Source organism: Nitrosospira sp. Nsp1 (assembly GCF_900100985.1).
Lineage (GTDB): Bacteria > Pseudomonadota > Gammaproteobacteria > Burkholderiales > Nitrosomonadaceae > Nitrosospira.
The window spans coordinates 1-22,482 of the sequence record NZ_FMUF01000002.1 but is presented as its reverse complement, the minus strand read 5'-3'; the positions used below and the strand labels follow the sequence as shown (position 1 = coordinate 22,482).

Here is a 22,482-nt window from a genome sequence, read left to right as displayed (position 1 = left end):
TTTATTTATATCCAAGCGGAAGAGTGCGCCGATTTCATCGTCGCCGCCGAAGGCGCAACCCCCCGGAATCGCCCAGGCGTGGAGCAGGTCGATCCTGATCCCTGAGAACCGCTTGCGAGAAGGCAATCTGGAGAGCGCCGGCATTGAGTTGGCCACCGAAGGGGCAGACGGAGTAGAGAAACAAATATTCCGTAATCTCTCAGGTAAAAAGGACAGAGGGGTGAAGTCATATGACGTGACTTCACCCTTTTTTTTGAGGTATCGATCTGTGAAAGCAACTTCCCTTAATCAAACTCACCGCGACATGAACGCCAAGATGGTTGATTTTGGCGGCTGGGATATGCCCCTGCATTATGGCTCCCAGCTTGACGAACATCACCGGGTGCGCGGTGGTGCGGGCATGTTCGACGTATCTCATATGCTGGCCCTTGATATCAAGGGTGAGACCGCACGTGATTTCCTGCGGCAGCTGGTCGCCAACAATGTGGACAAACTGACGCAGTCCGGCAAAGCACTCTATTCCTGCATGCTGAATCCCGAGGGTGGAGTAATAGATGATCTCATCATTTATTTTCTGACGGAATCGCATTTCCGCCTGGTCGTCAATGCCGGCACTGCCGACAAGGATCTGGCATGGATGCTGGCGCGGCGTGATGAGATCGCGCCCGGACTTGAAATTATTCCGCGCCGTGACCTCGCCATGATTGCGGTGCAAGGACCTGAGGCCCGTGCCAGGGTTTGGCAAGTCATCGCGGGATCTCAGGCGGAAACGGAGAACCTGAAGCTGTTCCAGGCAACTTTTTTTGATAAATATTTTATCGCCCGTACCGGCTACACTGGCGAAGACGGCTTTGAAATCATGCTGCCGGCGGTGGATGCCGTAGAATTCTGGAATGCGCTCCATGCTGTGGGCGTGGCGCCGGCGGGATTAGGTGCACGCGACACGCTACGGCTTGAAGCGGGCATGAACCTTTACGGCCAGGATATGGATGATACGACCAATCCGCTGGAATCAGGGTTGGGCTGGACGGTTGAGTTGAAAAGCGACCGTAACTTTATCGGTAAGCAGGCACTTCTGGAAAAGCCGGTAAAACAGCAGCTCATCGGTTTGATATTATTGGATCGTGGCGTATTGCGCAGTCACCAGAGAGTGATAACTCGCCCCGATCAGAATGAAGGTGAAATTACCAGTGGCGGCTTTTCCCCCACGCTTGAGCAATCCATCGCATTGGCACGCCTGCCTTTAAGCGTATCTGCCGGAGATGAAGTGCAAGTCGTGGTGCGGGACAAGATGCTGAGAGCGAAGGTGGTGAAATACCCGTTCGTGCGAAATGGCAAAATCCTGGTTTGATATTGGCGGCAACGCGGTTGTCATTTAATTCTGGAGTGAAGACATGAATACCCAAAACAATCTGAAGTACACCAAATCCCATGAATGGGTGAGGCTCGAAGATGATGGCACGGTAACCATCGGCATTACCCAGCACGCTCAGGAGTTACTGGGCGACATGGTCTTCGTGGAAACGCCGGACGTTGGACGCAAACTCAAGCGGGGAGAAGAATGTGCCGTTGTCGAGTCGGTAAAGGCGGCGGCTGACGTGTATGCGCCCCTTGCAGGAGAAGTGACCGCTGTCAACCCCGAGCTTGAATCGGCTCCCGAGAAGATAAATCAGGACGCTTACTCGGCCTGGCTCTTCAAGCTGAAGCCGGAAAATGCCGGCGACCTGAATAATCTGCTCGATTATGCAGCGTATCAGAAACTACTCGAAGCCGAGGGCGACTGATAAATGACTCGAGGTTATTTACCAGGTTTACCGTTTACTTAATGATTTCGCGGAAAAAATATGCCGTTCATTCCCCATACTGAAGAAGATATAAATGCGATGCTTGCGAGCATCGGCGCAAACGCCATTGATGACCTGTTCGATGAAATTCCGGCAGCCCTCAAAACCGGCAGCCTGAAACGTGTGCCCCCCGGCTTGAGCGAAATGGAAATATCGCGGCTGATGCTGGAACGGGCCGAGATGGATGGGCGGTATCTCAATTTCATAGGTGCCGGCGCTTATGAGCACCATATCCCGGCCGCTGTATGGCAGATAACCACTCGCGGCGAGTTCTACTCCTCTTATACCCCTTATCAGGCTGAAGCCAGCCAGGGCTCGCTGCAATTGCTCTACGAATACCAGACGATAATGGCGTCGCTGACGGGTATGGATGTGTCCAATGCAAGCATGTACGACGGCGCCTCCGCGCTGGCGGAAGCGGCATTGATGGCGGTCCGCTCTCACAAATCCTCACGTCGTATTCTGATACCGATGACCGTTCATCCCGTTTATCGCAGCGTGGTGCGGGCCATCGTCAAAAACCAGGGTATCGACGTTGTTGAGCTACCTTACTGCAAGCAAACCGGTCAAGTGCTGGTTGAAACGCTGGACGAGTTCGGCAAGGAAGAATTTGCCGCGCTGGTCATTCCCCAGCCCAATTTTTTCGGCGTGCTCGAAGAGGTCGATGCCCTCACCGATTGGGCGCACAGCAAAAACGCATTGGCTATTGCCGTGGTCAATCCCATGGCGCTCGCCATACTCTCGCCCCCCGGCGAATGGGGCGAGAAGGGCGCCGATGTTGCGGTGGGTGAAGGCCAGCCATTGGGCATTCCACTTTCGAGCGGTGGGCCCTACTTCGGCTTCATGGCCTGCAAGCAGGCGTTGGTGCGCCAAATGCCGGGACGCATTATCGGGCGCACGACGGACGTGGATGGCAAGACCGGTTTCGTACTGACGCTGCAGGCACGTGAACAGCATATCCGGCGCTCCAAGGCCACCTCGAATATATGCACCAATCAGGGATTGATGGTCACCGCGGCCACTATTTACCTATCCCTGACGGGGCCGGAAGGATTGCGGCGCATTGCGGCGCAGTCGCATGCGAATACGCTGGCATTGCTGGAAAAACTGGAGAGCTGCAAGGGCGTTAAAAGAATTTTCAGTGGGCCGTTATTTCACGAAACAGTGGTTTCCCTACCCGCGCCAGCCAAGGATGTACTGCAGGCGCTAAAAAGCCAGAGGATATTGGGCGGGCTGAATCTGGACGAATATTACCCGGAGCTTGGCAATGCGATGCTCGTATGCGCCACGGAGACCAAGACATCTGCTGATCTGGAAAATTACACCGAGAAGTTGATGCACGCCATCGATAATTTGTAACTTGTCAGTTGATTCTCAACCACGCGAAGCGATATCGCCCTCACACAAGGAGCAACAATATGGTTACGTTAGCCGGCAATCCGATTAAAGTTGAAGGTAATTTTCCGAAAATCGGTGAAAAGGCACCAGCGTTCTCGCTGGTAAACAAGGATCTGAAGGATGTGACGCTAGCTGATTTTGCCGGCAAGAAAAAAGTACTCAACATTGTTCCCAGCCTGGATACCCCGGTCTGTGCCATGTCGACCCGCAAGTTCAATGAAAAGGCCAGTAACATGGCCAATACGACGGTGCTGATAATCGCTGCCGACCTGCCTTTTGCAATGAGCCGCTTCTGCGATATCGAAGGGTTGGACAAAGTGGTAACGCTTTCGACCATGCGCGGTTCCGAATTCATGAAAAATTACGGCGTGGCGATTACCGATAGTCCCCTGGCTGGAGTCACTGCCCGGGCCGTCGTGGTGCTGGATGAGAACGATAAGGTGATTCATGCCGAGCTCGTGCCTGAAATCAAGGATGAGCCCAACTACGACGCAGCCCTGGCTGCTCTGCAATAGGCCCGGATACCAACGACACGATGAGGCGGCCCATATTGGCGGGCCCCACTTTCAATAAGTATTTACTGCAAAGAATCGGATTTCACTATGTTGATATTTGAACACTCACGCCCCGGTCGGCGCAATTATTCCCAATCCCCGGCAATAAGCGCGGAGATAGCCGGCATCCCGGAGAACCTGTTGCGTAAGGCGCCGCCGCTGCTGCCGGAAGTGTCTGAAATGGATGCCGTACGTCACTACACCCGCTTGTCGCAAAAGAATTTCTCGATAGACACGCAGTTCTATCCGCTTGGCTCCTGTACGATGAAATATAACCCTCGAGCATGCAACTCGCTTGCGATGCTGACTCAATTTCTGGCGCGGCATCCGCGGGCGCCGGAAAGTACCGGTCAGGGATTTCTTGCCTGCATGTACGAGCTTCAGGAAATCCTGAAAGATGTAACCGGCATGGCGGGAGTATGTCTTACCCCGATGGCGGGGGCACAGGGCGAATTGATCGGGATATCGATGATCCGCGCTTATCATGAGTCGCGCGGCGATTCCGCCCGCACTGAAATCATCGTTCCCGATGCGGCGCACGGGACCAACCCCGCCACGGCGGTCATGTGCGGCTATAAGGTGGTGGAAATACCCACCGACAAAGACGGCGACGTGGACATGGACGCGCTGAAGGCGGCGGTGGGTCCGCAAACGGCAGGGTTGATGCTGACCAACCCTTCGACGCTGGGCGTGTTCGAAAAAAACGTGGCTGAGATGAGCAAAATCGTCCACCAGGTGGGTGGCTTGCTATATTACGATGGCGCAAACCTGAACGCCATACTCGGCAAGGTGAAGCCCGGCGATATGGGTTTCGACGTCATTCACATCAACTTGCACAAGACTTTTTCGACACCTCACGGCGGCGGCGGCCCGGGATCGGCCCCCGTCGGTGTTGCCCCTCGGTTATTGCCGTTCATGCCCGTACCGGTGGTAGCGCTCGAGAATGGACTTTATCGCTGGCTCACGGAAAAAGAGATACCGCAATCCATCGGCAGGCTTTCGGCTCACATGGGCAACGCGGGCGTGCTGCTCCGGGCCTATATCTACGTGCGTCTGCTCGGCGCGGAAGGAATGCATCGCGTGGCGGAGTTCGCTGCGCTCAATGCCAATTACCTGATGGTGGAACTGAGCAAGGCAGGTTTCGAGATTGCCTATCCGAACCGCCGGGCCAGCCATGAGTTTATCATCACATTGAAAGACCTGAAGGAAAACACCGGTGTAACCGCGATGAACGTGGCCAAGCGACTGCTGGACAAGGGCTACCATGCCCCTACCATCTACTTTCCGCTCTTGGTGCCGGAATGCATGCTGATCGAACCGGCTGAAACCGAATCCAAGGAAACGCTCGATGCATTTGTCGCAGCCATGAAAGAAATCCTGGAAGAAGCGCACACTCAGCCCGATTTGGTAAAAAATGCGCCTCATACAACCCCCGTGCGCAGGCTGGACGACGTAAAAGCCGCGCGGGAGCTGGATCTGGTATGGAAACAGCACAGCGCTTAATGTTCATCCCAACCTGAAGCACGCAAACTCTCACTGTCCCCCAGGCTCATGAATACACTCATTTGCGGCTCTATTGCCTACGACACCATTATGGTGTTTAACGATCATTTCAAGAACCATATCCTGCCCGAGAAAATCCATATTCTGAATGTAGCTTTTCTGGTGCCGGATATGCGCAGGGAATTCGGCGGCTGTGCAGGGAATATTGCCTACAACCTGAAAATGATAGGTGGCAAGCCACTCATTATGGCGACCGTTGGGGATGACTATCAGCCGTATGCATACCGGTTGACGAGCCTGGATCTTGTGCAAACTCATATACGCCGCGTTCCGGGTATATTTACCGCGCAGGCATTCATTACAACCGATCTGGCGGATAACCAGATAACCGCTTTTCATCCAGGTGCGATGAATTTTTCTCATGAAAATCACGTAGCGGACGCAAAATCCGCAAGCTTGGGCATCGTTGCCCCGGATGGCCGGGAAGGCATGATGCAGCACGCACGGGAATTTCACGAAGCCGGCATTCCATTCATGTTCGATCCGGGTCAGGGATTACCCATGTTCAACGGTGAAGAGCTCCTGGATTTTGTCCACAAGGCGGATTACGTAGCCGTTAACGACTATGAGGGCCAATTGCTGCGTGAGCGTACCGGATGTACGCTGGAAGCGCTGGCAAAATTGGTAAAGGGACTTATTGTCACAAAAGGCGGTGAAGGGTCGGTAATTTATTCTGATGGTCAACAAATCGATATTCCGAGCGTCAAGGCGGATAAACTGGTGGACCCCACCGGATGTGGTGACGCTTTTCGCGCAGGCCTGCTTTACGGAATTACCAATGGATTGGATTGGCAGAGCACCGGGCAACTGGGTTCGCTGATGGGCGCGTTGAAAATTGCCCAACGCGGTGGCCAGAATCACAGCTTCACCCGGGATGAAATAGATCAGCGATATTTTGAAATTTTCGGTAGCCGCATTCTATAACGGAAGGCGCAATGAAACCGCCTGAAAAAAGTACCTGGCGCTGCTACTGAGGCACATGTCATTATTGATGCAATAATAATGACATGAAAAACGAAATCAATACCAATAGCCGGCTGATACAGGTTTTTCGCTCCGTCCGCCTGTTGTTGCATATCGTTTCGGGTCTGATCCAATCCGCGATTTACCCACATCTTGGTCAGTCGGCACAAAGACGTATGGCGCAAAATTGGTGCGCTGGATTGCTCGCGATCCTTTGTATCCGATTGCGCTGTCGTGGTACCCCCCCTGGCGCCGAAATGCAACGCGTGATGTTGGCGGCGAATCATGTTTCCTGGGTGGACGTGCATGCTCTCATCGCTGTATGTCCCGCACGTTTTGTAGCCAAAGCTGAAATTCGTGACTGGCCCCTATTCGGCTGGTTGAGCCGTAACGTGGGCACGTTGTTCATTGAACGCACAAAACGCCGCGATACTGCCCGAATAAATGAACATATCGGGGATGCGTTAACAATTGGCGATCGGGTTGCGGTATTCCCCGAAGGCACTACCAGCGATGGTACTTTGCTTCGACATTTTCATGCATCGCTGTTGCAGCCCGCAATCATGGTTGCAGCCCTGGTTTATCCAGTGGCGATACGTTATACGGACACAGCAGGGAAAATCAGCAGGGCAGTGCCATACGTCAAAATCTCGCTGTTGGAATCGTTACGGCAGATGTTAAGGCAACCGTGGATTGACTTGGAACTGATTTTTGCCGACCCGATCGACAGTGGCGGGAAAAACCGGCGAGAACTCGCGCGAGGTGCGGAACAGGCTATTGCAGATGCCTTATCCCTTCCCCTGCCGCACAAGGCACCTGAAAAATCCGCCGATCCTCAAGGCGAATAGCGGTAAGGCTTCCGCCCCAGAGGCAACCCGTATCCAACGCTATCAAATTGTCCCTGATTTGCAGCCCCAGCGCCGACCAATGTCCACAGATGATAGTTGCCTCTTGGCTGGCGCGATTTGGGGTATCGAACCACGGCAGATAACCGGCCGGAATGCCCTGTATCAAACCCTTGTAGCCGAAATCCATTTTTCCATCCGCAGTGCACACACGCATGCGCGTCATGGCATTGATAATGACTCGCAGACGCTCATAACCTTCGAAGCTACTGTCCCAATGGTCTGGCTGGTTCCCATACATATTGCGGCAAAGCGCGTGGAAATCCGGACTACGCAGCGCAGTTTCCACTATTTTCGCGAGAAGCGAGGCCTGCGCGACGCTCCAGGAAGGTAATAAACCCGCGTGTACCATGACATAACTACCCTCCACATGGAGCAACTTCTGTTGCCGCAGCCAGTGGAGCAGCTCATCCCTATCAGGCGCGCCGAGAATATCGTTCAGTGTGTCGTTCCGATGCAGTTTGACGCATCCTTCGGCCACCATGAGTAGATGGAGATCATGATTGCCCAGGACCATTATCGCCGCATCTTTTAGCCCTCTGACAAAGCGCAATACAGCCAGAGAATCCGGACCCCGATTGACAATATCCCCTACCAGCCACAGCTTGTCCTCTGCAGGGTCAAAACGAACCAGTTCGAGGAGATCCTGAAACTCCCGATAACAACCCTGTAAATCACCGATCGCGAACGTTGCCATATTTACGGAATCAATAATCCCGGCAGATCAATGCACGTGCGCGGGAATCCTTCATAAAAATAAGGGCGATATGTAATTACCTATCGCCCTTTATCTTATTATCGCAAATTGCTCAGAGATTCACTTTGACTGACTCACCATATAATCGACTACTGCTTTCACGTCGGCATCGGAGAGACTGGCATTTCCGCCTTTCGGAGGCATCGCGTTTTTGCCCTTGAGCGCGCTGTTGTAGAGCGCCTCGTCGCCAGCCTTGATGCGGGGACCCCATGCGGAGTTATCGCCAAGCTTGGGAGCGCCCGCCGCGCCGGTGGTGTGACACGCAGCGCAGCTGGCAGTATAGATTGCCTTTATTTTATCCGGGCCTCCCGCTTCCGCTACTGGAGCAGCTACTGCATCCGCTGCCGGGGGAGGAGTTACCGCGCTCGCCGGCTCGCCGGTTCCTTCCCCAGATTGCACGTCAGGCTGCGCGGTGTTACTCGCAAGCACCAGTTCGCCCACCGGCTTCAAGCGTTGCGCCACCACTTCATTTGAAAAAACGGGGCTGTTTTGGTCTATCGGGATATCTCCGGTAACATATTTCCCCAGTAGCCAAATAATCAGAACAGGAAACACGAAAGCGGCCAGAACGACCACCATCAATTGTTTTGGTGTTTTGATAATCGAGGAATGCTCTTCTTCGTCTTCAGCGGCGCTCACGATAACTCCAAGTAAAGTGATTATTGTATAGGTTCATGCCTACCGAAGCAAAAAGTGATTTGTTACGTTGGACGTAGGGTTTAAAAAAAGCTATTCTATCGCCCGGGTCTTGGATTGGTTCTTCGTGAAGCACGTCACCATCAAAGGTGGAGGATCACCCGAGATTCTTTGAGCAATAAGCTTATCTACATTAGCGCCCATAGCTCAGCTGGATAGAGTACCGCCCTCCGAAGGCGGGGGTCACACGTTCGAATCGTGTTGGGCGCGCCATTCCTGGAACCATCCTGCGTTTCTTCTTCCCGCTTCGTGCACGCTGGTTGCCGGGTAAGTCATTCTGAAACCCGTTATATCTCAACCCGCGCGCCCAGCTCAAGAACACGATTTGCAGGAAGCTTGAAGTATTCGGCCGCATTGCTGGCGTTGCGCGCCATGGTTGCAAAAACCCGCTCCCGCCACATTGCCATCCCGGCCCCGGGGCTGGGTACCACGATATCGCGACTAAGAAAAAACGACGTTTTAAGTTGCTCGAACACAAGCCCATGGGGTTCACATAATTCCAGCGCATATGGCAGATTGGGTTCATCCTTGAAGCCGTATCGAACGGTAATCTGGTAGCAGTTTTCCACTAGTGGCTTTACCGATATTCGCTCGTCTGCTGGAATCCAGGGAGTTTCGATATACGTTACAGTCAAAAACACTACGCGTTCGTGCAAGACCTGGTTATGGGCGAGGTTATGTAATAGCGCGTGGGGTACTCCATCCGGATCGGCCGTCAAAAAAACCGACGTCCCCGCAACGCGCACCGGCGGGTGCGCAGTCAGTGACTCGAGGAACGGCATGAGTGGTATTGCAGCCGAGCGCAAGTGCTCAAGCAGAATGTGACGCCCGCGATTCCACGTAACCATGACAAAATAGATAACCGCTCCAATTGCGAGTGGAAACCAGCCCCCTTGAGCGATTTTGAGAATGGTGGCGGCAAAAAATACCGTATCGATCGTCAGGAAGAATCCGGTCGCCAGAACGCATAGCAGCCAAGGGTAATTCCAGGCATAACGAAGTACGAAAAAAGTAAGTATGGTTTCAATTACCATCGTAGCGGTCACGGCGACACCGTAGGCGGACGCAAGACTGGATGACGAGCCAAACCCGAGTACCGCCATGATCACGGCTGCCAGCAGCGTCCAATTGACGAAGGGAATATAGATCTGGCCGATCGTTCGATCCGAAGTATGCTTGATCTGCATGCGCGGCAGGAATCCCAGCTGTATCGCCTGTCTGGTCACCGAAAAGACCCCGGAAATAACGGCCTGCGATGCGATCACCGTCGCTGCGGTCGCCAGCCCTACGGCAGGATAGAGCGCCCAGGAGGGAAAAAGCAGGAAAAAAGGATTGGCGATTGCCAGCGGATTCGAGAGCACAAGTGCTCCCTGCCCAAGATAGTTTAATGTGAGTGCCGGAAGGACGCACCCATACCATGCCAGACGTATCGGTTTTGGTCCAAAGTGTCCCATATCGGCATAGAGGGCCTCTCCGCCCGTTACCGCCAACACCACGGCGCCGAAAGCAATAAACGCAAACCAGCCATTGTTGAGGCAAAAGGCGAAGGCGTGAACGGGATTAAATGCTGCCAATATCTGTGGCGCAACAGCGATGTTGGCCAGGCCGGCCAATCCCAGGGTAGTGAACCATATGAGCGTCACCGGTCCGAATAGGGTACCGATGCCTCCTGTGCCGCGCTGCTGCAGCAAAAAAAGTGCGATCAGCACAATCAACGTTATGGGAAGTACGTAGGGTTTGAGAAGGGGAGTTGCAACCTCCAGTCCTTCCACGGCGCTCAATACCGAGATAGCCGGGGTAATGACGCCGTCGCCGAAGAATAACGCGGCACCAAACGCGCCAATGGGAAACAGGAAATTGCGCAGCCGCGGACGACCCGCGACCGATGAGCTCGCTAACGATAGCAACGCCATGATGCCGCCCTCCCCATGATTGTCCGCCCGCAGGATCAATGTGATGTACTTGAGCGAGACCACAATCATGAGCGTCCAGAAAATGAGCGAAATGACGCCGATTACATTGCCTTCGTTGACCGCAAGTCCGTGGACAGGGTCAAAAACAGTCTTCATGACGTATAGGGGACTTGTGCCGATATCCCCATAAACGACGCCCAGCGCAGCCAGGCTCAGCAAACCCAGGGATTGGTGGCCGACGGTTTTTTTTGGTTCCATATTTTGGCTAGTCTTGATCGGTGCACCGGAATGCACGGTCACCTGATGAGAAAAAAGCAGTGGGTGGGAAGTCGTATGTAAGCAAAAAGCCACGAAACCAAAGGAGGCTTTTTTGCAAGCACAAAGGTAGGTATACGTTAGTTAAATTCGGACGCCTTTGGACAAGCCTAAATTTAACGCACCGATAACCGGTTCGACAGTTCGATACCGGACGTAAATGATTTAATGATCACCATCTGATGATCACCACCGACCGCCCCAGCACGTTGATGCATTGTACACGACCCGCATGCAGCCGGCACAACCCGCCTGTTGCCGTACCTTGAAGCAAAATTTTACCGGCGTTGCGAGGAAGCATAATGTTCCCGACTTTGTCGCTATCAGACTCCCCACGATCGCCGATCGCAATTCCTGTCCAGCTAATCGATAAGTAATAAGCGGTATCTCTGTGTGAGCTATCGTACCGATAGAGGTGGTCCTATCCCCCTATACTTTATTCCATCAGAAGCGCTGAACCGGCTGATGCTCCGATCAATCAGGATTTCTTGATAAGCATGGGGATTTGATCGCGATATCTTCAGCGGGTTCTGGTTCTCAACAGCTTTCCGCTGCTAATCCTCACGAGCCCCGGTTCTTTTTGGAAACATATTCACGAAATAACGGAGCAATGCCTCAACGGTGGTACTGCAGTTGCGTATATTGATAGGGCGTGACCGGGAAGCCGGACCATCTATACACACTTTCCCGCAGAACGGTTAACAGGCGCAGGCAGGTGAGAAGCGTGATGGTAAAGGCTGCCGATGCATGCTTTGAGAATGGAAAAAAAATCCCATGTCTATCCAGAAACCACTTGTTCTTATTACCGGGTCGGAAGGCAGAATCGGTAAGGCAATTGCACGGGCCTTGGGCGATAGCTATACAATTATCGGTTTTGAGCAGAAATGCGATACGGATACAGATTGCATTACCGTTGATATTTCATCCGATGAGGCAATGTCCAGTGGGTGCGAACTATTGCGTCAGCGCTACGGCCAGCGAATTGCGTCCGTTATCCACCTAGCTGCCTTTTACGATTTTTCCGATAAGCCGAATCCGCTATATGATGAAGTCAACATCCAGGGGACACGGCGGCTGTTAAAAGCCCTTCAGGCCTTCGACGTCGAACAATTCATATACGCAAGCACTATGCTGGTGCATGCGCCTACGCAACCGGGCCTGCCGATCGCGGAAGACGATGCGCTTGAGCCAAAATGGCCTTACCCCAAATCCAAGGTAGCGGCAGAAAACGAGGTACGTACTCATCACGGGCATATTTCGTTCGTGATATTTCGCTTGGCAGGCGTCTATACCGATTGGAGTGAAGTACCCAGCCTGAGTACCCAGATTCAACGCATCTATGAACGACAGTTGCAGAGCCATGTATTTCCCGGCGACCCCAGCCATGGCCAGTCGTTTATTCATATTGACGATGTAGGGCGCGCATTTCAACAGGCCGTCGAGCGGCGCTCGCAATTGCCCCATGAAGCCACGATATTAATCGGGGAGACGGCTACAGAGAGTTATGAAGGGCTGCAAAACCTGATAGGACAACTGATTCATCACGAGCCTTGGAGCACGCATCAGGTTCCGAAAACGGTGGCAGTTGCCGGTGCGTGGCTTCAGAACAAAATGGAAGACGTGGTTCCCGATAGTATTGATCGCGGAATCGAGCCCTTCGTCAAACCGTTCATGGTGGCTTTGTCAGACGATCACTTCGAGCTGGATATTTCTCGTGCCAAAACACTGCTGAATTGGCGCCCCACGCATACGTTGCGCGAAACGTTGCCGGAAATTATCGGCCATCTGGAGTTCAGCCCAGCAGAGTGGTACAAGCGCAATAAAATTCCTCTGCCGTTATGGCTGGAAGACGTTGAAAATAGCTCTATTCCGAGTAAGAAGCTAATTGACGATAACGTGGGGCAGGAACGCAGCGAACACCTGAGCACTTTGTGGTGTCACTTTGGCAATGTAGCGCTTGGATCGTGGCTGATATCAAGTCCGTTCGTCTTCGGACTGGCGGAATCCTGGATGATAGCCGAGGTGCTCACCGCACCTTCAGGACGTGGGCTTCCGCTGTCCGCTACCTGGGTGACTGCGAGCGATGTCGTTACGGGCTTGCTGATCGTGATTTTTGCTTTGCTATCACTCTCGCGCGACCACGGCTGGGCTCGCTGGATTACAGCACTTCTGGGTATGTGGCTACTGCTGGCCCCGCTCGTTTTCTGGACGCCAAGCGCGGCAGCTTATGCCAACGACACTCTGGTCGGTGCGCTCGTCATTATTTTTGCGGTAGGAGTACCCTCGGCATCGGGTGTCAGCCCGGTCGCACGAATGACTGGTCCGGATGCGCCTCCCGGATGGAGCGATAATCCGTCTAAAATGATTCATCGGATTCCGATCATAGCGCTGGCCTTCGTGGGTTTATTCCTGTCGCGCTATATGGCCGCTTTTCAGCTGGGCCATATTGATAATGCATGGGATCCGTTCTTTGGCGCCGGCACCGAGCGTATCGTTACGTCCGAGGTGTCCGAGGCGTGGCCGGTCGCGGATGCCGGCTTGGGCGCCACGGTTTATGTATTGGAAATTGTCAGCGGCATTATCGGGGATAAGCGACGTTGGCGAACAATGCCATGGATGGTACTGTTTTTCGGAATATTGATTGTGCCACTGGGCGCGGTCAGCATTTATTTCATCATTATTCAACCGATTATTATTGGTACCTGGTGCACTTTATGCCTCGCCGCCTCGGCAGCCATGCTGTTGCAGATTCCGTATTCGTTTGATGAAATCCTCGCAACACTACAATTCATGAAAGAGCGCCGACAAAAGGGGAAGTCGTTATGGCATGTATTGTGGCATGGAGATACGATTGAAAACGGCAGTACCGATGATTCAGGCCGCTTTGACGCACCGCCCATGATCGTGCTGCGCGAGATGCTGTCAGCCGGGATTCACTTTACGTGGACAATGGCAGTAAGCATCGTTATCGGCATCTCATTGATGTTTACGCGGGTAATTTTCGGCACTGAGGCGGAAGCTGCCAACAGCGATCATGTGATCGGATCGCTTGTAATTACGTTCTCGATCATGGCGCTGGGTGAAGTGGCGCTGCCGTTACGCTTTGTCAATATTTTATTTGGCGCCTGGCTGACCGTGGCGCCCTGGGTGTTGACGGGGTATTCCGGACTTGCAAGTGCAGCGGGTGTTATTGCTGGCGTACTGTTGATTCTGCTTGCATTGCCTCTCGCTCCAATCAAAAATCATTATGGGGCGTGGGACCGGTGGATATCTATCGGCCCATCCAAACATCGAGACGGGCAGACGGCGTGAGCTTCTTTTTTGAAGGTCAGCGGCGAACCGCGTTATAACATATCGGGTGAAATGCTGACGCGTAACGCCGTTTCCTCGGCACCCTCCTTTGTTTTATGACTGAACCACCATATCGCACCCTTCCGCATGGGCCATCCCGCGGGTTCGCCGGATATAAGTAAGGCTGCGACTTCCCCTAACGTGGGCTGATGGCCCACCACCACGACTGCGCCTTTGGCATCCGGCCAACCGGCGGCTGCAAGAATTGCTTTCGCCGACGCGGCGGGTCCAATCTCTTTGACGGTTTCAAAATCTTCGTCAAGTGCGGCGGCAGTCTGCTGGGTCCGCTCAGTGGGACTGACTATCATTCGTGTGTTTTTGGGTAGCCTTGGTTTCAGCCATTCCGCCATCGCGCGCGCTTGTTTCACCCCCTTGTCGGTCAGTTCTCGTGCGCTATCCGGAGTACCGTCCTCAGCTTCAGCATGGCGCCATAGGATGAGTTCCATTGTTCCTCCTGTAGTTGGTGGTCATGATAATACCGATGATATTTTCTCAGTATAGAAGAAAACTCGACTTTATACCGTCAACGTATGCTCGGCCGTGCTACTGATTTTTAAAAAATTCCGGTGTTCGCCAGATAGGGGCGCCCAGGGGAGGGGAAATACGGGGAATGTGGGCTTGGGCGGAGCGGTGGGAAGTAATGTATATCTTATTTTATAAGGGGAAAAGGTCCTGCAAATGGCGAGCAGTTTGCCCGCCATTCCCGGCAATTAGGACTTCAATGCCGACATCGGTGCACCAAAGTTGATGTGGAAAGGTGCGCCATTGATGACAATTGCGGGCACCGACTTGACGCCAGCCGCTTCAGCAGCCGCGATACGATCCTTTTGCTCGCCGAGATTCACGAGTTCAACCTCGTAACGGTCGGTGTCCAGAGCGTCCGCAATCTGCCGCTCGGCTTCGACACATACGGGACAGCCAGCGTGATAAAAGGTAGCAGGTGTTTTCATAGTCGACTCTCCAAAAAATTTAAATGTCAGTGGGGGCTACCCACGTTCGCAAGAACCAGTTGATGTAACCATGCGACCGGGTATTATAGTCGCTGCCCCAACCTTGCGCCAGCCTCATCAGGATTATGCTCAGCCTGAGCTCGTTGACGGCACATCCGGAACGGATGAAGTATCAGGTAGCGCACGCTCGATCAGATACCCGGATTATTGATTGACCCCCCTTGGTTCACGCTGATGTGTCCGCATAAGCCCCGCTAGGGCGCGGTTACTGGCATTGGAGGCATCTGTGGCTATTCTGGTTGATTTTTCTCCCGTTGTAGTAAAAGAGCCTGCGAATAAAGCGTATTTTTGCTTTCGCCGCTGATCTCTGCAGATAGCGTTACCGCATGCTTTAGCGGCAAGTCGCGCAATAATAGCTTCAGTATATGTTGGGCCTGTTCAGTCAATTCCGCCGGGTTCGGTGCTTCTGCGCCGGATACCAGCAGTACGAACTCACCCTTTTGACGATTGGTGTCAGCCTGGAGCCAGACTAGGGCGTCGCCGAGCTCGCAACTGTGGATGGTCTCGAATAATTTTGTCAATTCTCTCGCAATCGTGACTCGGCGTTGGTCACCCAGCATCTTGGCCAAGTCGGTCAGACACTCGAGAATGCGGTGGGGCGCCTCGTAGAATATGATGGTGTATGGCTGTAATTTCAACGCTTCCAGCTCCCGCCGCCGCTGCCCGCCGCTGGCGGGGAGAAAACCATAAAACAGGAACTGGGCCGTGGTGATTCCTGCTGCCGAGAGAGCGCATACTGCCGCGCTGGGGCCAGGGATCGGGACTACTTTGTGTCCCTGTTCCCGCACCTGCTTAACGAGAATGGCCCCAGGGTCGGATATTCCCGGGGTGCCTGCATCGGTAACGAGCGCCACTGCTTGTCCGCGCGACAACAAATTGACGACCTTTTCTACCGTGGCGTTTTCATTGTGGCGGTGCAAGGCCATCATCTTTCTACTTATCGAATAATGCCTCAGTAAATTGGCGGTAGTACGGGTATCCTCTGCGGCAATCACATCCACTGCCGAAAGGATATCCAGCGCGCGCAGGGTGATGTCGCGCAGGTTTCCTATCGGTGTAGCCACTATATATAACGTGCCCGGCGCGGGTAATTCCTTTGATTGCATTTGGCGGTGTTTGGCGGTTGCTGGGATGCGGGGTATTGTAAAATATATCTTTATCGGCATCTGGATAACTGCGCGGTGCATTTATGGAGCATTCAAATTGAATGGGAACGAGGCGGAGCGCTATGCGGAAGCGTTTCTTCGGCGCCATGATCTCGTTTTGCTCCAAAGGAATTACCGTTGCCGCTTTGGCGAAATTGATCTCATCATGCAGGATGGTACGACATTGGTGTTCGTCGAGGTGCGCATGCGTACGAATCCGGCCTTTGGTGGCGCGGCGAGCAGCATAACTTTTGTGAAGCAGAAAAAATTGCTATGTGCCGCGCGCCACTATCTCGCTGGCCTGAAGTTCGAACCGTCGTGCCGTTTCGATGCGGTACTACTATCGGGCCGTGGCGGTAAGGAGATTGAATGGATCAGGAACGCTTTTGGAGAATAGCAGCATACCATGCGTGATGAAAACGGCTCGTGTTCGTTTGCATTATCGATGGGACTGATATGATTGCGGCTCGGACGCGCGACTTTGATTGAATCAGGTTCCTCTTTTTTGTTTTTTCTGGGTGAAGCAGGAAAGTTTGCTTGAAAATTGCTGGAACCGGGCCGCATGATGCCGATGCGGTTATATATTTTTGTTAGAGGTATGAATGCTTAATCGGAATTTGAAGTGGTTGCTGATATTGTTGTTTCCCTTCCTTTCAGGCTGTGCGGTGCTGGTTGCGGCCGGCGTGGTGTCGGGTGTCGGCGCGGGCGCGGCGGTATCCCAGGACCGGCGTACCAGTGGTATGTTCGTGGAGGATGAGGGGATCGAGTTTAAAAGCGGCCGGCGGATCAGCGAGAAGATGGGCAGGGATGTTAATGTCAACGTTACCAGCTTCAATCGTAACGTGCTGCTTACAGGCGAGGCGCCGACCGAAGGATTGAAAAAAGAGATTGGAAAACTGGTGACGGGTGTGGAGAACGTACGGAAAATCACCAATGAGATAGCGGTAGGTGACGTGAGTTCGTTCGGTTCCCGCAGTAATGATGCATTGCTCACGTCCAAGGTCAAAGCACGTTTTCTGGATAGCGGCGAGTTTCAGGTCAATCACGTTAAAGTCGTTACTGAAGATGCTGTGGTTTATCTGCTGGGCCTTGTAAAAGCCAGGGAAGCAGACAGTGCGGTTGACATTGCACGATCTACAAGTGGTGTCCGCAAGGTTGTGAAAGTTTTTGAGTACCTGGATTAAGTTTTTTGGAAAGGCTTGACCGAGCAAGATACCGTACTTTTTTAGGATGGGAAAGCGGAGCCGACGGGTGATAAGAGGTCCCTTGTGATTGCGCCTGGTTTCATTACCAAACTTGGCAGTCTGCTTCCGCCGGATCGGGTATATACCGACCCGGTGGATTGTTATGCCTATGCGTATGACAACACGCGAAAGATTTTTCCGCCGGATGCAGTGGTATTTCCGGTTACCACCGCCGAAGTGCAGGCGGTAGTGGCGCTTTGTAACGACTTTAAGGTTCCGCTAACGCCGCGCGGACGCGGCACCGGAACCTCGGGGGGAAGTCTTCCCGAGCAGGGCGGGGTGGCGTTATCCCTGGAGCGGATGCTACGCATTATCAACATCGATCCCGCCAATCGTGTGATTGTGGCGGAACCCGGCGTTATCAATCAGTCGATCCAGGAAGCGGCGAAGCCTCATGGCTACTTCTGGCCGCCTGATCCGTCCAGTGCGGGCTACTCAAGCATAGGGGGAAATCTGGCGACCTCCGCAGGAGGGCCACACGCCGTCAAATATGGGACGACACGTGATCACGTTTTGGGGCTCAAAGCTGTTACGGGCGCGGGAGAAATAATCCGGACAGGTTGCTATACCACCAAGGGCGTGGTGGGTTATGACCTCACGCGACTTTTAATAGGCTCGGAAGGTACGCTGGCCGTTATTACGGAAGCAACACTCAAACTTACTCCGCTCCCTCAAGCTTATGGCGGCCTCACTGTGCATTACCGGGACCTTGCGAGCTGTGCCGCAGCGATAGTCCGGGTAATGGCGCTGCCGCAGACACCCAGCGCGCTCGAATTCCTCGATGCCGGCTCACTCGACCTGATACGTGGCCGATTCCCCGATATGCTGCCACCGAACGCCAGCGCGATGCTGATGATTGAAATGGATGGGTCCGAGCAATATATTTTGGAATCGCGTGCGGCGATCCTTTCTGCATGCCGCAATGAGGGACTCATCCATGCGGATGAAACAGTGGATGCCGCGAGTTTATGGCTGGCGCGAAAAACGTTGTCTCCGTTGCTGCGCGATATCGCACCCAAGAAGATTAATGAGGATGTGGTTGTACCGGTTTCGGCACTACCTCGATTTCTGGACGGCTTGATGCAACTGAGCGGTAAATATCGCATTGCCAATGTTAATTTTGGTCATGCAGGCAATGGCAATATTCATGTCAATCTGCTCGTAAATCCGGACTGCGCCGATGAGATGAGCCGTGCGGAAAAATGCCTGAATGAAATATTCGATCTGGTGATCGAGCTCAATGGCACGCTTTCAGGCGAGCATGGCGTGGGCAGCGAAAAACGCGCGTTTGTCGGGAAGGAGATCGATGCGCCAACGATAATATTGATGAAAGCGATCAAACACGTGTTTGACCCTAACAATATACTGAATCCGGGAAAGCTATTCCCTTGAATCGTGGAATTGCCTCAGCCTGAGTTTATTCCAGACCCGCCATGATGTGGAGAGCCGGGACTAAATCAGCCTTTGCTATAGTTATACTAACTTGTCGTTCTCAATAGCTCGGAAAGATCATGAGCGAAAACATCGGCGTCCTTCTCACTGCTTACGTATAACCGAAGCTTTCCCTTCGTATCATAGATATAGGTACCGGTAGAGTGATCCACGGTGTGATGTCCGTGGGATTCTCCCTCCTGTTTTTGATAAATGGCCTTGAATTCTTTTGCAACCTTTTTTGTCGCCCGCTCATCGCCGTGTAAACCAAGAAATGTCGGATCAAAAGCCGACAGGTATTCCTTGAGCACCGCTGCAGTATCACGTTCAGGGTCTACGGTAATGAATAATACCTGGACACGCGAAGCCTCGGGACCGAGCTCTTTCATCGCAGCTGCGAGTTTGCCCATCGTGGCGGGACATACATCGGGGCAATGGGTATAGCCAAAAAATACGACTACCGCTTTACCCTTGAAGTCCGCAAGCGTACGCATTTTGCCGGTCTGGTCGACCAGGTCGAAATCCGCACCAAAGTTGGCATTGGTGATATCCGTCGAGAGAAATGCCGGTTTGGGGGTATTGCCGTTGCTGCAGGCTATGAGCAGGAGCGCGGCCAGAAGCGTTGCCGCCGCTGGCCATAGTGTGCTCGAATGAAATTGCCAATGTCTCACACGCCCACTATAACCGGATGTAATGATCCACCAGCAGTACCGTAAACAGCGCAGCCAGATACCAGATCGAATAACGGAACGCCCGGCGTGCAAGCTGATCGCTATAATCGAGGTATATTTTTACCGCATAGTATAGAAATACTGCATCCAGCGCCAAAGCACCGGTAATATAGATGAGCCCGCTCATCTGCGTGGCATAAGGCATCAATGTGACTGCGATGAGTATCAGCGTGTATAGCAGAACATGCAGGCGCGTGAACTTATCGCCATGGGTAACCGGGAGCATCGGCATTCCCACCTTTGCATACTCAAGCTTGCGGTATAACGCCAGCGCCCAGAAGTGGGGCGGTGTCCAGGCGAAGATGATGAGAAACAGAAGCAGCGCGTCCGAGGACACCTCTCCCGTCACCGCCGCCCAACCGAGCACGGGCGGCATGGCGCCGGAAGCACCGCCGATGACGATATTCTGCGGTGTATTGGGCTTCAGTATGACGGTATATATGATCGCGTATCCGACAAAAGTCCCCAGAGTGAGCCACATGGTTAACGGATTTACCAACTGGTGAAGCATGAGTAATCCGCTTCCACCGATCAATGCAAGAAAAAACAAGGTTTCGGGGGAGGTAACTGTTCCCTGCGGCAATGGCCTGCCACGTGTACGATTCATTATCGCATCGATCTTTTGCTCAACCAGGCAATTGACTGCCGCAGCCGCGCCGGCTACGAGCGCAATTCCCAGCGTACCGAATATCAGCGCGTTTAACGGAACAGCACCGGGTACTGCGAGAAACATGCCGATAACCGCGGTAAAGACGATAAGTGATACAACCCTCGGTTTCGTCAACCGATAAAAGTGTTGCATACGCGAGGCGGTCTGTTGCCAGGCAATACTCGTAGTAGACATAATGTTCATCTCCTAATTCAGGCGCAGGCACTATACCTGCACTTACCGACTTCAAGGGATCGCTGCAATCGCGAGAATTCGTCAGCTATTGCAATGACCTCGGCTTTCGTTTCAATGTTCCGGCGGCGCCAGCGGATATCAGCTCAGTGGCGCTTGTCCGTTCCCATTGCATGTTCCAATTGAGAAACCTTGAGCAGTCGCTTGATGTCCTTCGACATCTTTGTAGGATCTACGTCTTTCGGAAAACGCATTATAAGATTTCCTATAGGATCGACAAGGTAAATATGGTCGTGCTGGGAAACCTTCGCAGGGATGGCTTTGAGCAGGTCGCTATCCTTCGCATTAATAAACAGGGTGCCTTCAAACTCACCTGCGAGTTCCGGCGGAGGGACTTCATTATCATCGATCAGCCATAACCGCTCAATTCGATCCCGTTCGGCATTCTGCACCAGGCGCACCTGACGCATGTAATATAATTTTTTGTGACATCGTTCGTCACATTTTCCTGAGTCAACTGATACTAACGCCCATTTGCCACGAACCTGGCGCATGCGAAAAATCGTCTGGTCAGTTTGATTTAAAGCGCTCCCTGTCAGGGACTTAACTTCGAGTAGTTCACCATAGTTAACACTGTCAGGCCGTACGCTCGAGAAAAATAATGCATAAGAAGCAATAATGGGCGCGCAAAACACTAGCAGCAGTAAGATCAGCGTCCGTCTATTTCTCTTTGGGGCGATTTCGTTTGACACTTAACACCAAATAGATAATCAGTACAGCCAGCGCCATGGCAAACCACTGAAGCGCATATCCGAGATTCTTGGCGGCACCCGAATCAGGCCGCACCCACTGACGCACCAACCCATCCTTCACATCGTCTTTTTGCAATATCATCACCGGCTGCAACGTCAATCCCGTAGCGCGCCGATAACGCTCAAGGTCAAGATTTTCCCACACTTTACCCGATACAACTTCCGTTGACAGTTCCAGTGTTTTTTGTGACGCTATCGTTGCCAATCCTGAGACAACCACCTCGCCATTTGGTGCACGCACATCTGGCAATTTACTACGGTCCCGATTTGCTGGTGCCCAACCCCGGTTCACCAGAACGTGCATTGAGCTTTTACCTATCCTCAGCGGGGTAATTACCTGGTAACCAGCCATTCCCTGAAATATCTTATTGTCGAGGTAAATCGTGTGTGCCGGCACATACTCGCCTCGTACCTCGACCTGACGGTACTGAAAATCTTCGACCCTGACCGGAATTTCGGGTACCGCTACAGCAGGTTCTTTCGAAAGAAGATCAAGTCGTTCCTGCCGCGATTCCTTTTCGTCGGCACGGGAAAGTTGCCAATTGCCGAGTTGTATGAAGATTACTATACCGGCTGTGGCTGCCACTGTTGACCACAATTGCGGCGTGAATCGCCAGCCTAAAATAGTCATTGGATAGTATGCAGAACTCGGCTAAACTTGTTCTCAGACCCAATAACTACAGGACTGACCTTGAAAATCGTTGTCGTTCTATTTCTCCTCTTTATCCTCGGCAGTCTGGCGTCCGCGCTATATTACGTAATCAAGGATAAAGGAAACGGCATACGTGCGGTTAAGTCCTTGACCCTGCGCGTTGGGCTATCAGTTTTTCTGTTTGCCATGCTCATGCTGGGGACCTATTTGGGATTCATACCGCTGAGTCATTAATACCCAGCGGTACGATTTACCTGCTTATACAAGCCAGTAGACGAATATGAACAGGCCCAGCCAGACCACGTCCACGAAGTGCCAGTACCAGGCAACGCCCTCGAAGCCGAAATGATTCTCCGG

At 52.9% G+C, this 22,482-nt stretch carries 23 protein-coding genes, 1 tRNA gene and 2 riboswitches; of the genes, 13 read left to right on the top strand and 11 right to left on the bottom strand.

Annotated features, from left to right (window positions below):
* The first annotated feature begins 6 nt into the window (after nucleotides 1-6).
* Nucleotides 7-117, top strand: a riboswitch (glycine riboswitch).
* Nucleotides 118-226, top strand: a riboswitch (glycine riboswitch).
* Between the two features lie 90 nt (nucleotides 227-316).
* The 7 genes from gcvT to BLP78_RS01245 all read left to right on the top strand — a co-directional run bounded on the left by gcvT (nucleotide 317) and on the right by BLP78_RS01245 (nucleotide 7,170).
* Nucleotides 317-1,351 carry a glycine cleavage system aminomethyltransferase GcvT gene (gene gcvT, locus BLP78_RS01275; protein WP_371128845.1) on the top strand — a complete coding sequence of 345 codons (1,035 nt, stop codon included), beginning with the start codon at nucleotides 317-319 and terminating at the stop codon, nucleotides 1,349-1,351.
* A 43-nt stretch (nucleotides 1,352-1,394) separates the two neighbouring features.
* A complete protein-coding gene (gcvH, locus tag BLP78_RS01270) occupies nucleotides 1,395-1,784 on the top strand; it encodes a glycine cleavage system protein GcvH (protein WP_090455658.1) in 390 nt (129 codons plus the stop codon).
* 60 nt (nucleotides 1,785-1,844) lie between these two features.
* Nucleotides 1,845-3,203 (top strand): aminomethyl-transferring glycine dehydrogenase subunit GcvPA, encoded by a 1,359-nt coding sequence (gene gcvPA, locus BLP78_RS01265; protein ID WP_090455656.1) that lies wholly within the window; start codon nucleotides 1,845-1,847, stop codon nucleotides 3,201-3,203.
* A 59-nt stretch (nucleotides 3,204-3,262) separates the two neighbouring features.
* Nucleotides 3,263-3,757: a thiol peroxidase gene (gene tpx, locus BLP78_RS01260; protein WP_090455654.1), complete on the top strand. Its 495-nt coding sequence runs from the start codon at nucleotides 3,263-3,265 to the stop codon at nucleotides 3,755-3,757.
* Between the two features lie 87 nt (nucleotides 3,758-3,844).
* Entirely contained in the window at nucleotides 3,845-5,299 is a 1,455-nt protein-coding gene (gene gcvPB / locus BLP78_RS01255; RefSeq protein ID WP_090455652.1) for an aminomethyl-transferring glycine dehydrogenase subunit GcvPB, read from the top strand.
* Between the two features lie 48 nt (nucleotides 5,300-5,347).
* Nucleotides 5,348-6,283, top strand: coding sequence for a carbohydrate kinase family protein (locus BLP78_RS01250; RefSeq protein ID WP_090455649.1), 936 nt, complete (start codon nucleotides 5,348-5,350; stop codon nucleotides 6,281-6,283).
* A gap of 83 nt (nucleotides 6,284-6,366) precedes the next feature.
* The gene (locus BLP78_RS01245) at nucleotides 6,367-7,170 is read left to right on the top strand and encodes a lysophospholipid acyltransferase family protein (RefSeq protein WP_090455647.1); all 804 of its coding nucleotides are present in this window, start codon (nucleotides 6,367-6,369) and stop codon (nucleotides 7,168-7,170) included.
* On the opposite strand, the gene BLP78_RS01240 is transcribed toward BLP78_RS01245, so the two are convergent.
* Nucleotides 7,097-7,924, bottom strand: coding sequence for a symmetrical bis(5'-nucleosyl)-tetraphosphatase (locus tag BLP78_RS01240; RefSeq protein WP_090455645.1), 828 nt, complete (start codon nucleotides 7,922-7,924; stop codon nucleotides 7,097-7,099). The genes BLP78_RS01245 and BLP78_RS01240 overlap by 74 nt on opposite strands.
* Nucleotides 7,925-8,044: 120 nt before the next feature.
* Nucleotides 8,045-8,623: a c-type cytochrome gene (locus BLP78_RS01235; protein WP_090455643.1), complete on the bottom strand. Its 579-nt coding sequence runs from the start codon at nucleotides 8,621-8,623 to the stop codon at nucleotides 8,045-8,047.
* Nucleotides 8,624-8,816: 193 nt separating this feature from the next.
* Between BLP78_RS01235 and BLP78_RS01230 the strand changes: the two genes are divergently transcribed.
* A tRNA-Arg gene (locus tag BLP78_RS01230) sits at nucleotides 8,817-8,893 on the top strand.
* A 74-nt stretch (nucleotides 8,894-8,967) separates the two neighbouring features.
* Here BLP78_RS01230 and BLP78_RS01225 read toward each other — a convergent pair.
* On the bottom strand, nucleotides 8,968-10,851 hold the full coding sequence (locus tag BLP78_RS01225) for a potassium transporter Kup (RefSeq protein ID WP_090455641.1): 1,884 nt from the start codon (nucleotides 10,849-10,851) through the stop codon (nucleotides 8,968-8,970).
* Nucleotides 10,852-11,682: 831 nt separating this feature from the next.
* Here BLP78_RS01225 and BLP78_RS01220 point away from each other — a divergent pair.
* Complete coding sequence (locus BLP78_RS01220; RefSeq protein WP_090455639.1) at nucleotides 11,683-14,220, top strand: NAD-dependent epimerase/dehydratase family protein; 2,538 nt, start codon at nucleotides 11,683-11,685, stop codon at nucleotides 14,218-14,220.
* 32 nt (nucleotides 14,221-14,252) lie between these two features.
* On the opposite strand, the gene sixA is transcribed toward BLP78_RS01220, so the two are convergent.
* The 3 genes from sixA to rsmI all read right to left on the bottom strand — a co-directional run bounded on the left by sixA (nucleotide 14,253) and on the right by rsmI (nucleotide 16,375).
* Nucleotides 14,253-14,705, bottom strand: coding sequence for a phosphohistidine phosphatase SixA (sixA, locus tag BLP78_RS01215; RefSeq protein ID WP_090455637.1), 453 nt, complete (start codon nucleotides 14,703-14,705; stop codon nucleotides 14,253-14,255).
* A gap of 264 nt (nucleotides 14,706-14,969) precedes the next feature.
* Nucleotides 14,970-15,209 (bottom strand): thioredoxin family protein, encoded by a 240-nt coding sequence (locus tag BLP78_RS01210; protein WP_025042147.1) that lies wholly within the window; start codon nucleotides 15,207-15,209, stop codon nucleotides 14,970-14,972.
* A gap of 290 nt (nucleotides 15,210-15,499) precedes the next feature.
* On the bottom strand, nucleotides 15,500-16,375 hold the full coding sequence (rsmI, locus tag BLP78_RS01205; RefSeq protein WP_090455635.1) for a 16S rRNA (cytidine(1402)-2'-O)-methyltransferase: 876 nt from the start codon (nucleotides 16,373-16,375) through the stop codon (nucleotides 15,500-15,502).
* A gap of 97 nt (nucleotides 16,376-16,472) precedes the next feature.
* Here rsmI and BLP78_RS01200 point away from each other — a divergent pair, with 97 nt between their 5' ends.
* The 3 genes from BLP78_RS01200 (at nucleotide 16,473) to BLP78_RS01190 (ending at nucleotide 19,050) form a co-directional block, all read left to right on the top strand.
* Nucleotides 16,473-16,811 carry a YraN family protein gene (locus tag BLP78_RS01200; protein WP_256329943.1) on the top strand — a complete coding sequence of 113 codons (339 nt, stop codon included), beginning with the start codon at nucleotides 16,473-16,475 and terminating at the stop codon, nucleotides 16,809-16,811.
* Between the two features lie 205 nt (nucleotides 16,812-17,016).
* Nucleotides 17,017-17,598, top strand: a complete 582-nt coding sequence (locus BLP78_RS01195; protein WP_090455631.1) for a BON domain-containing protein — start codon at nucleotides 17,017-17,019, stop codon at nucleotides 17,596-17,598.
* Between the two features lie 84 nt (nucleotides 17,599-17,682).
* On the top strand, nucleotides 17,683-19,050 hold the full coding sequence (locus BLP78_RS01190; protein WP_090455629.1) for an FAD-binding oxidoreductase: 1,368 nt from the start codon (nucleotides 17,683-17,685) through the stop codon (nucleotides 19,048-19,050).
* An 86-nt stretch (nucleotides 19,051-19,136) separates the two neighbouring features.
* On the opposite strand, the gene BLP78_RS01185 is transcribed toward BLP78_RS01190, so the two are convergent.
* The 4 genes from BLP78_RS01185 to BLP78_RS01170 form a co-directional block, all read right to left on the bottom strand.
* Complete coding sequence (locus BLP78_RS01185; protein WP_090455626.1) at nucleotides 19,137-19,760, bottom strand: SCO family protein; 624 nt, start codon at nucleotides 19,758-19,760, stop codon at nucleotides 19,137-19,139.
* Between the two features lie 7 nt (nucleotides 19,761-19,767).
* Nucleotides 19,768-20,664, bottom strand: coding sequence for a heme o synthase (gene cyoE, locus BLP78_RS01180; protein ID WP_090455624.1), 897 nt, complete (start codon nucleotides 20,662-20,664; stop codon nucleotides 19,768-19,770).
* Between the two features lie 143 nt (nucleotides 20,665-20,807).
* Nucleotides 20,808-21,413: an SCO family protein gene (locus BLP78_RS01175; RefSeq protein WP_176752750.1), complete on the bottom strand. Its 606-nt coding sequence runs from the start codon at nucleotides 21,411-21,413 to the stop codon at nucleotides 20,808-20,810.
* Nucleotides 21,382-22,104: an SURF1 family protein gene (locus BLP78_RS01170; protein WP_090455622.1), complete on the bottom strand. Its 723-nt coding sequence runs from the start codon at nucleotides 22,102-22,104 to the stop codon at nucleotides 21,382-21,384. Before BLP78_RS01170 ends, BLP78_RS01175 begins: the two co-directional genes overlap by 32 nt.
* A gap of 27 nt (nucleotides 22,105-22,131) precedes the next feature.
* On the opposite strand from BLP78_RS01170, the gene BLP78_RS01165 reads away from it, so the two are divergent.
* Nucleotides 22,132-22,359, top strand: coding sequence for a twin transmembrane helix small protein (locus BLP78_RS01165; RefSeq protein WP_371128844.1), 228 nt, complete (start codon nucleotides 22,132-22,134; stop codon nucleotides 22,357-22,359).
* Nucleotides 22,360-22,383: 24 nt separating this feature from the next.
* Here the strand turns inward: BLP78_RS01165 and BLP78_RS01160 are convergent.
* The coding region (locus tag BLP78_RS01160; protein WP_176752749.1) for a cytochrome c oxidase subunit 3 at nucleotides 22,384-22,482 on the bottom strand (99 nt) is incomplete at its 5' end.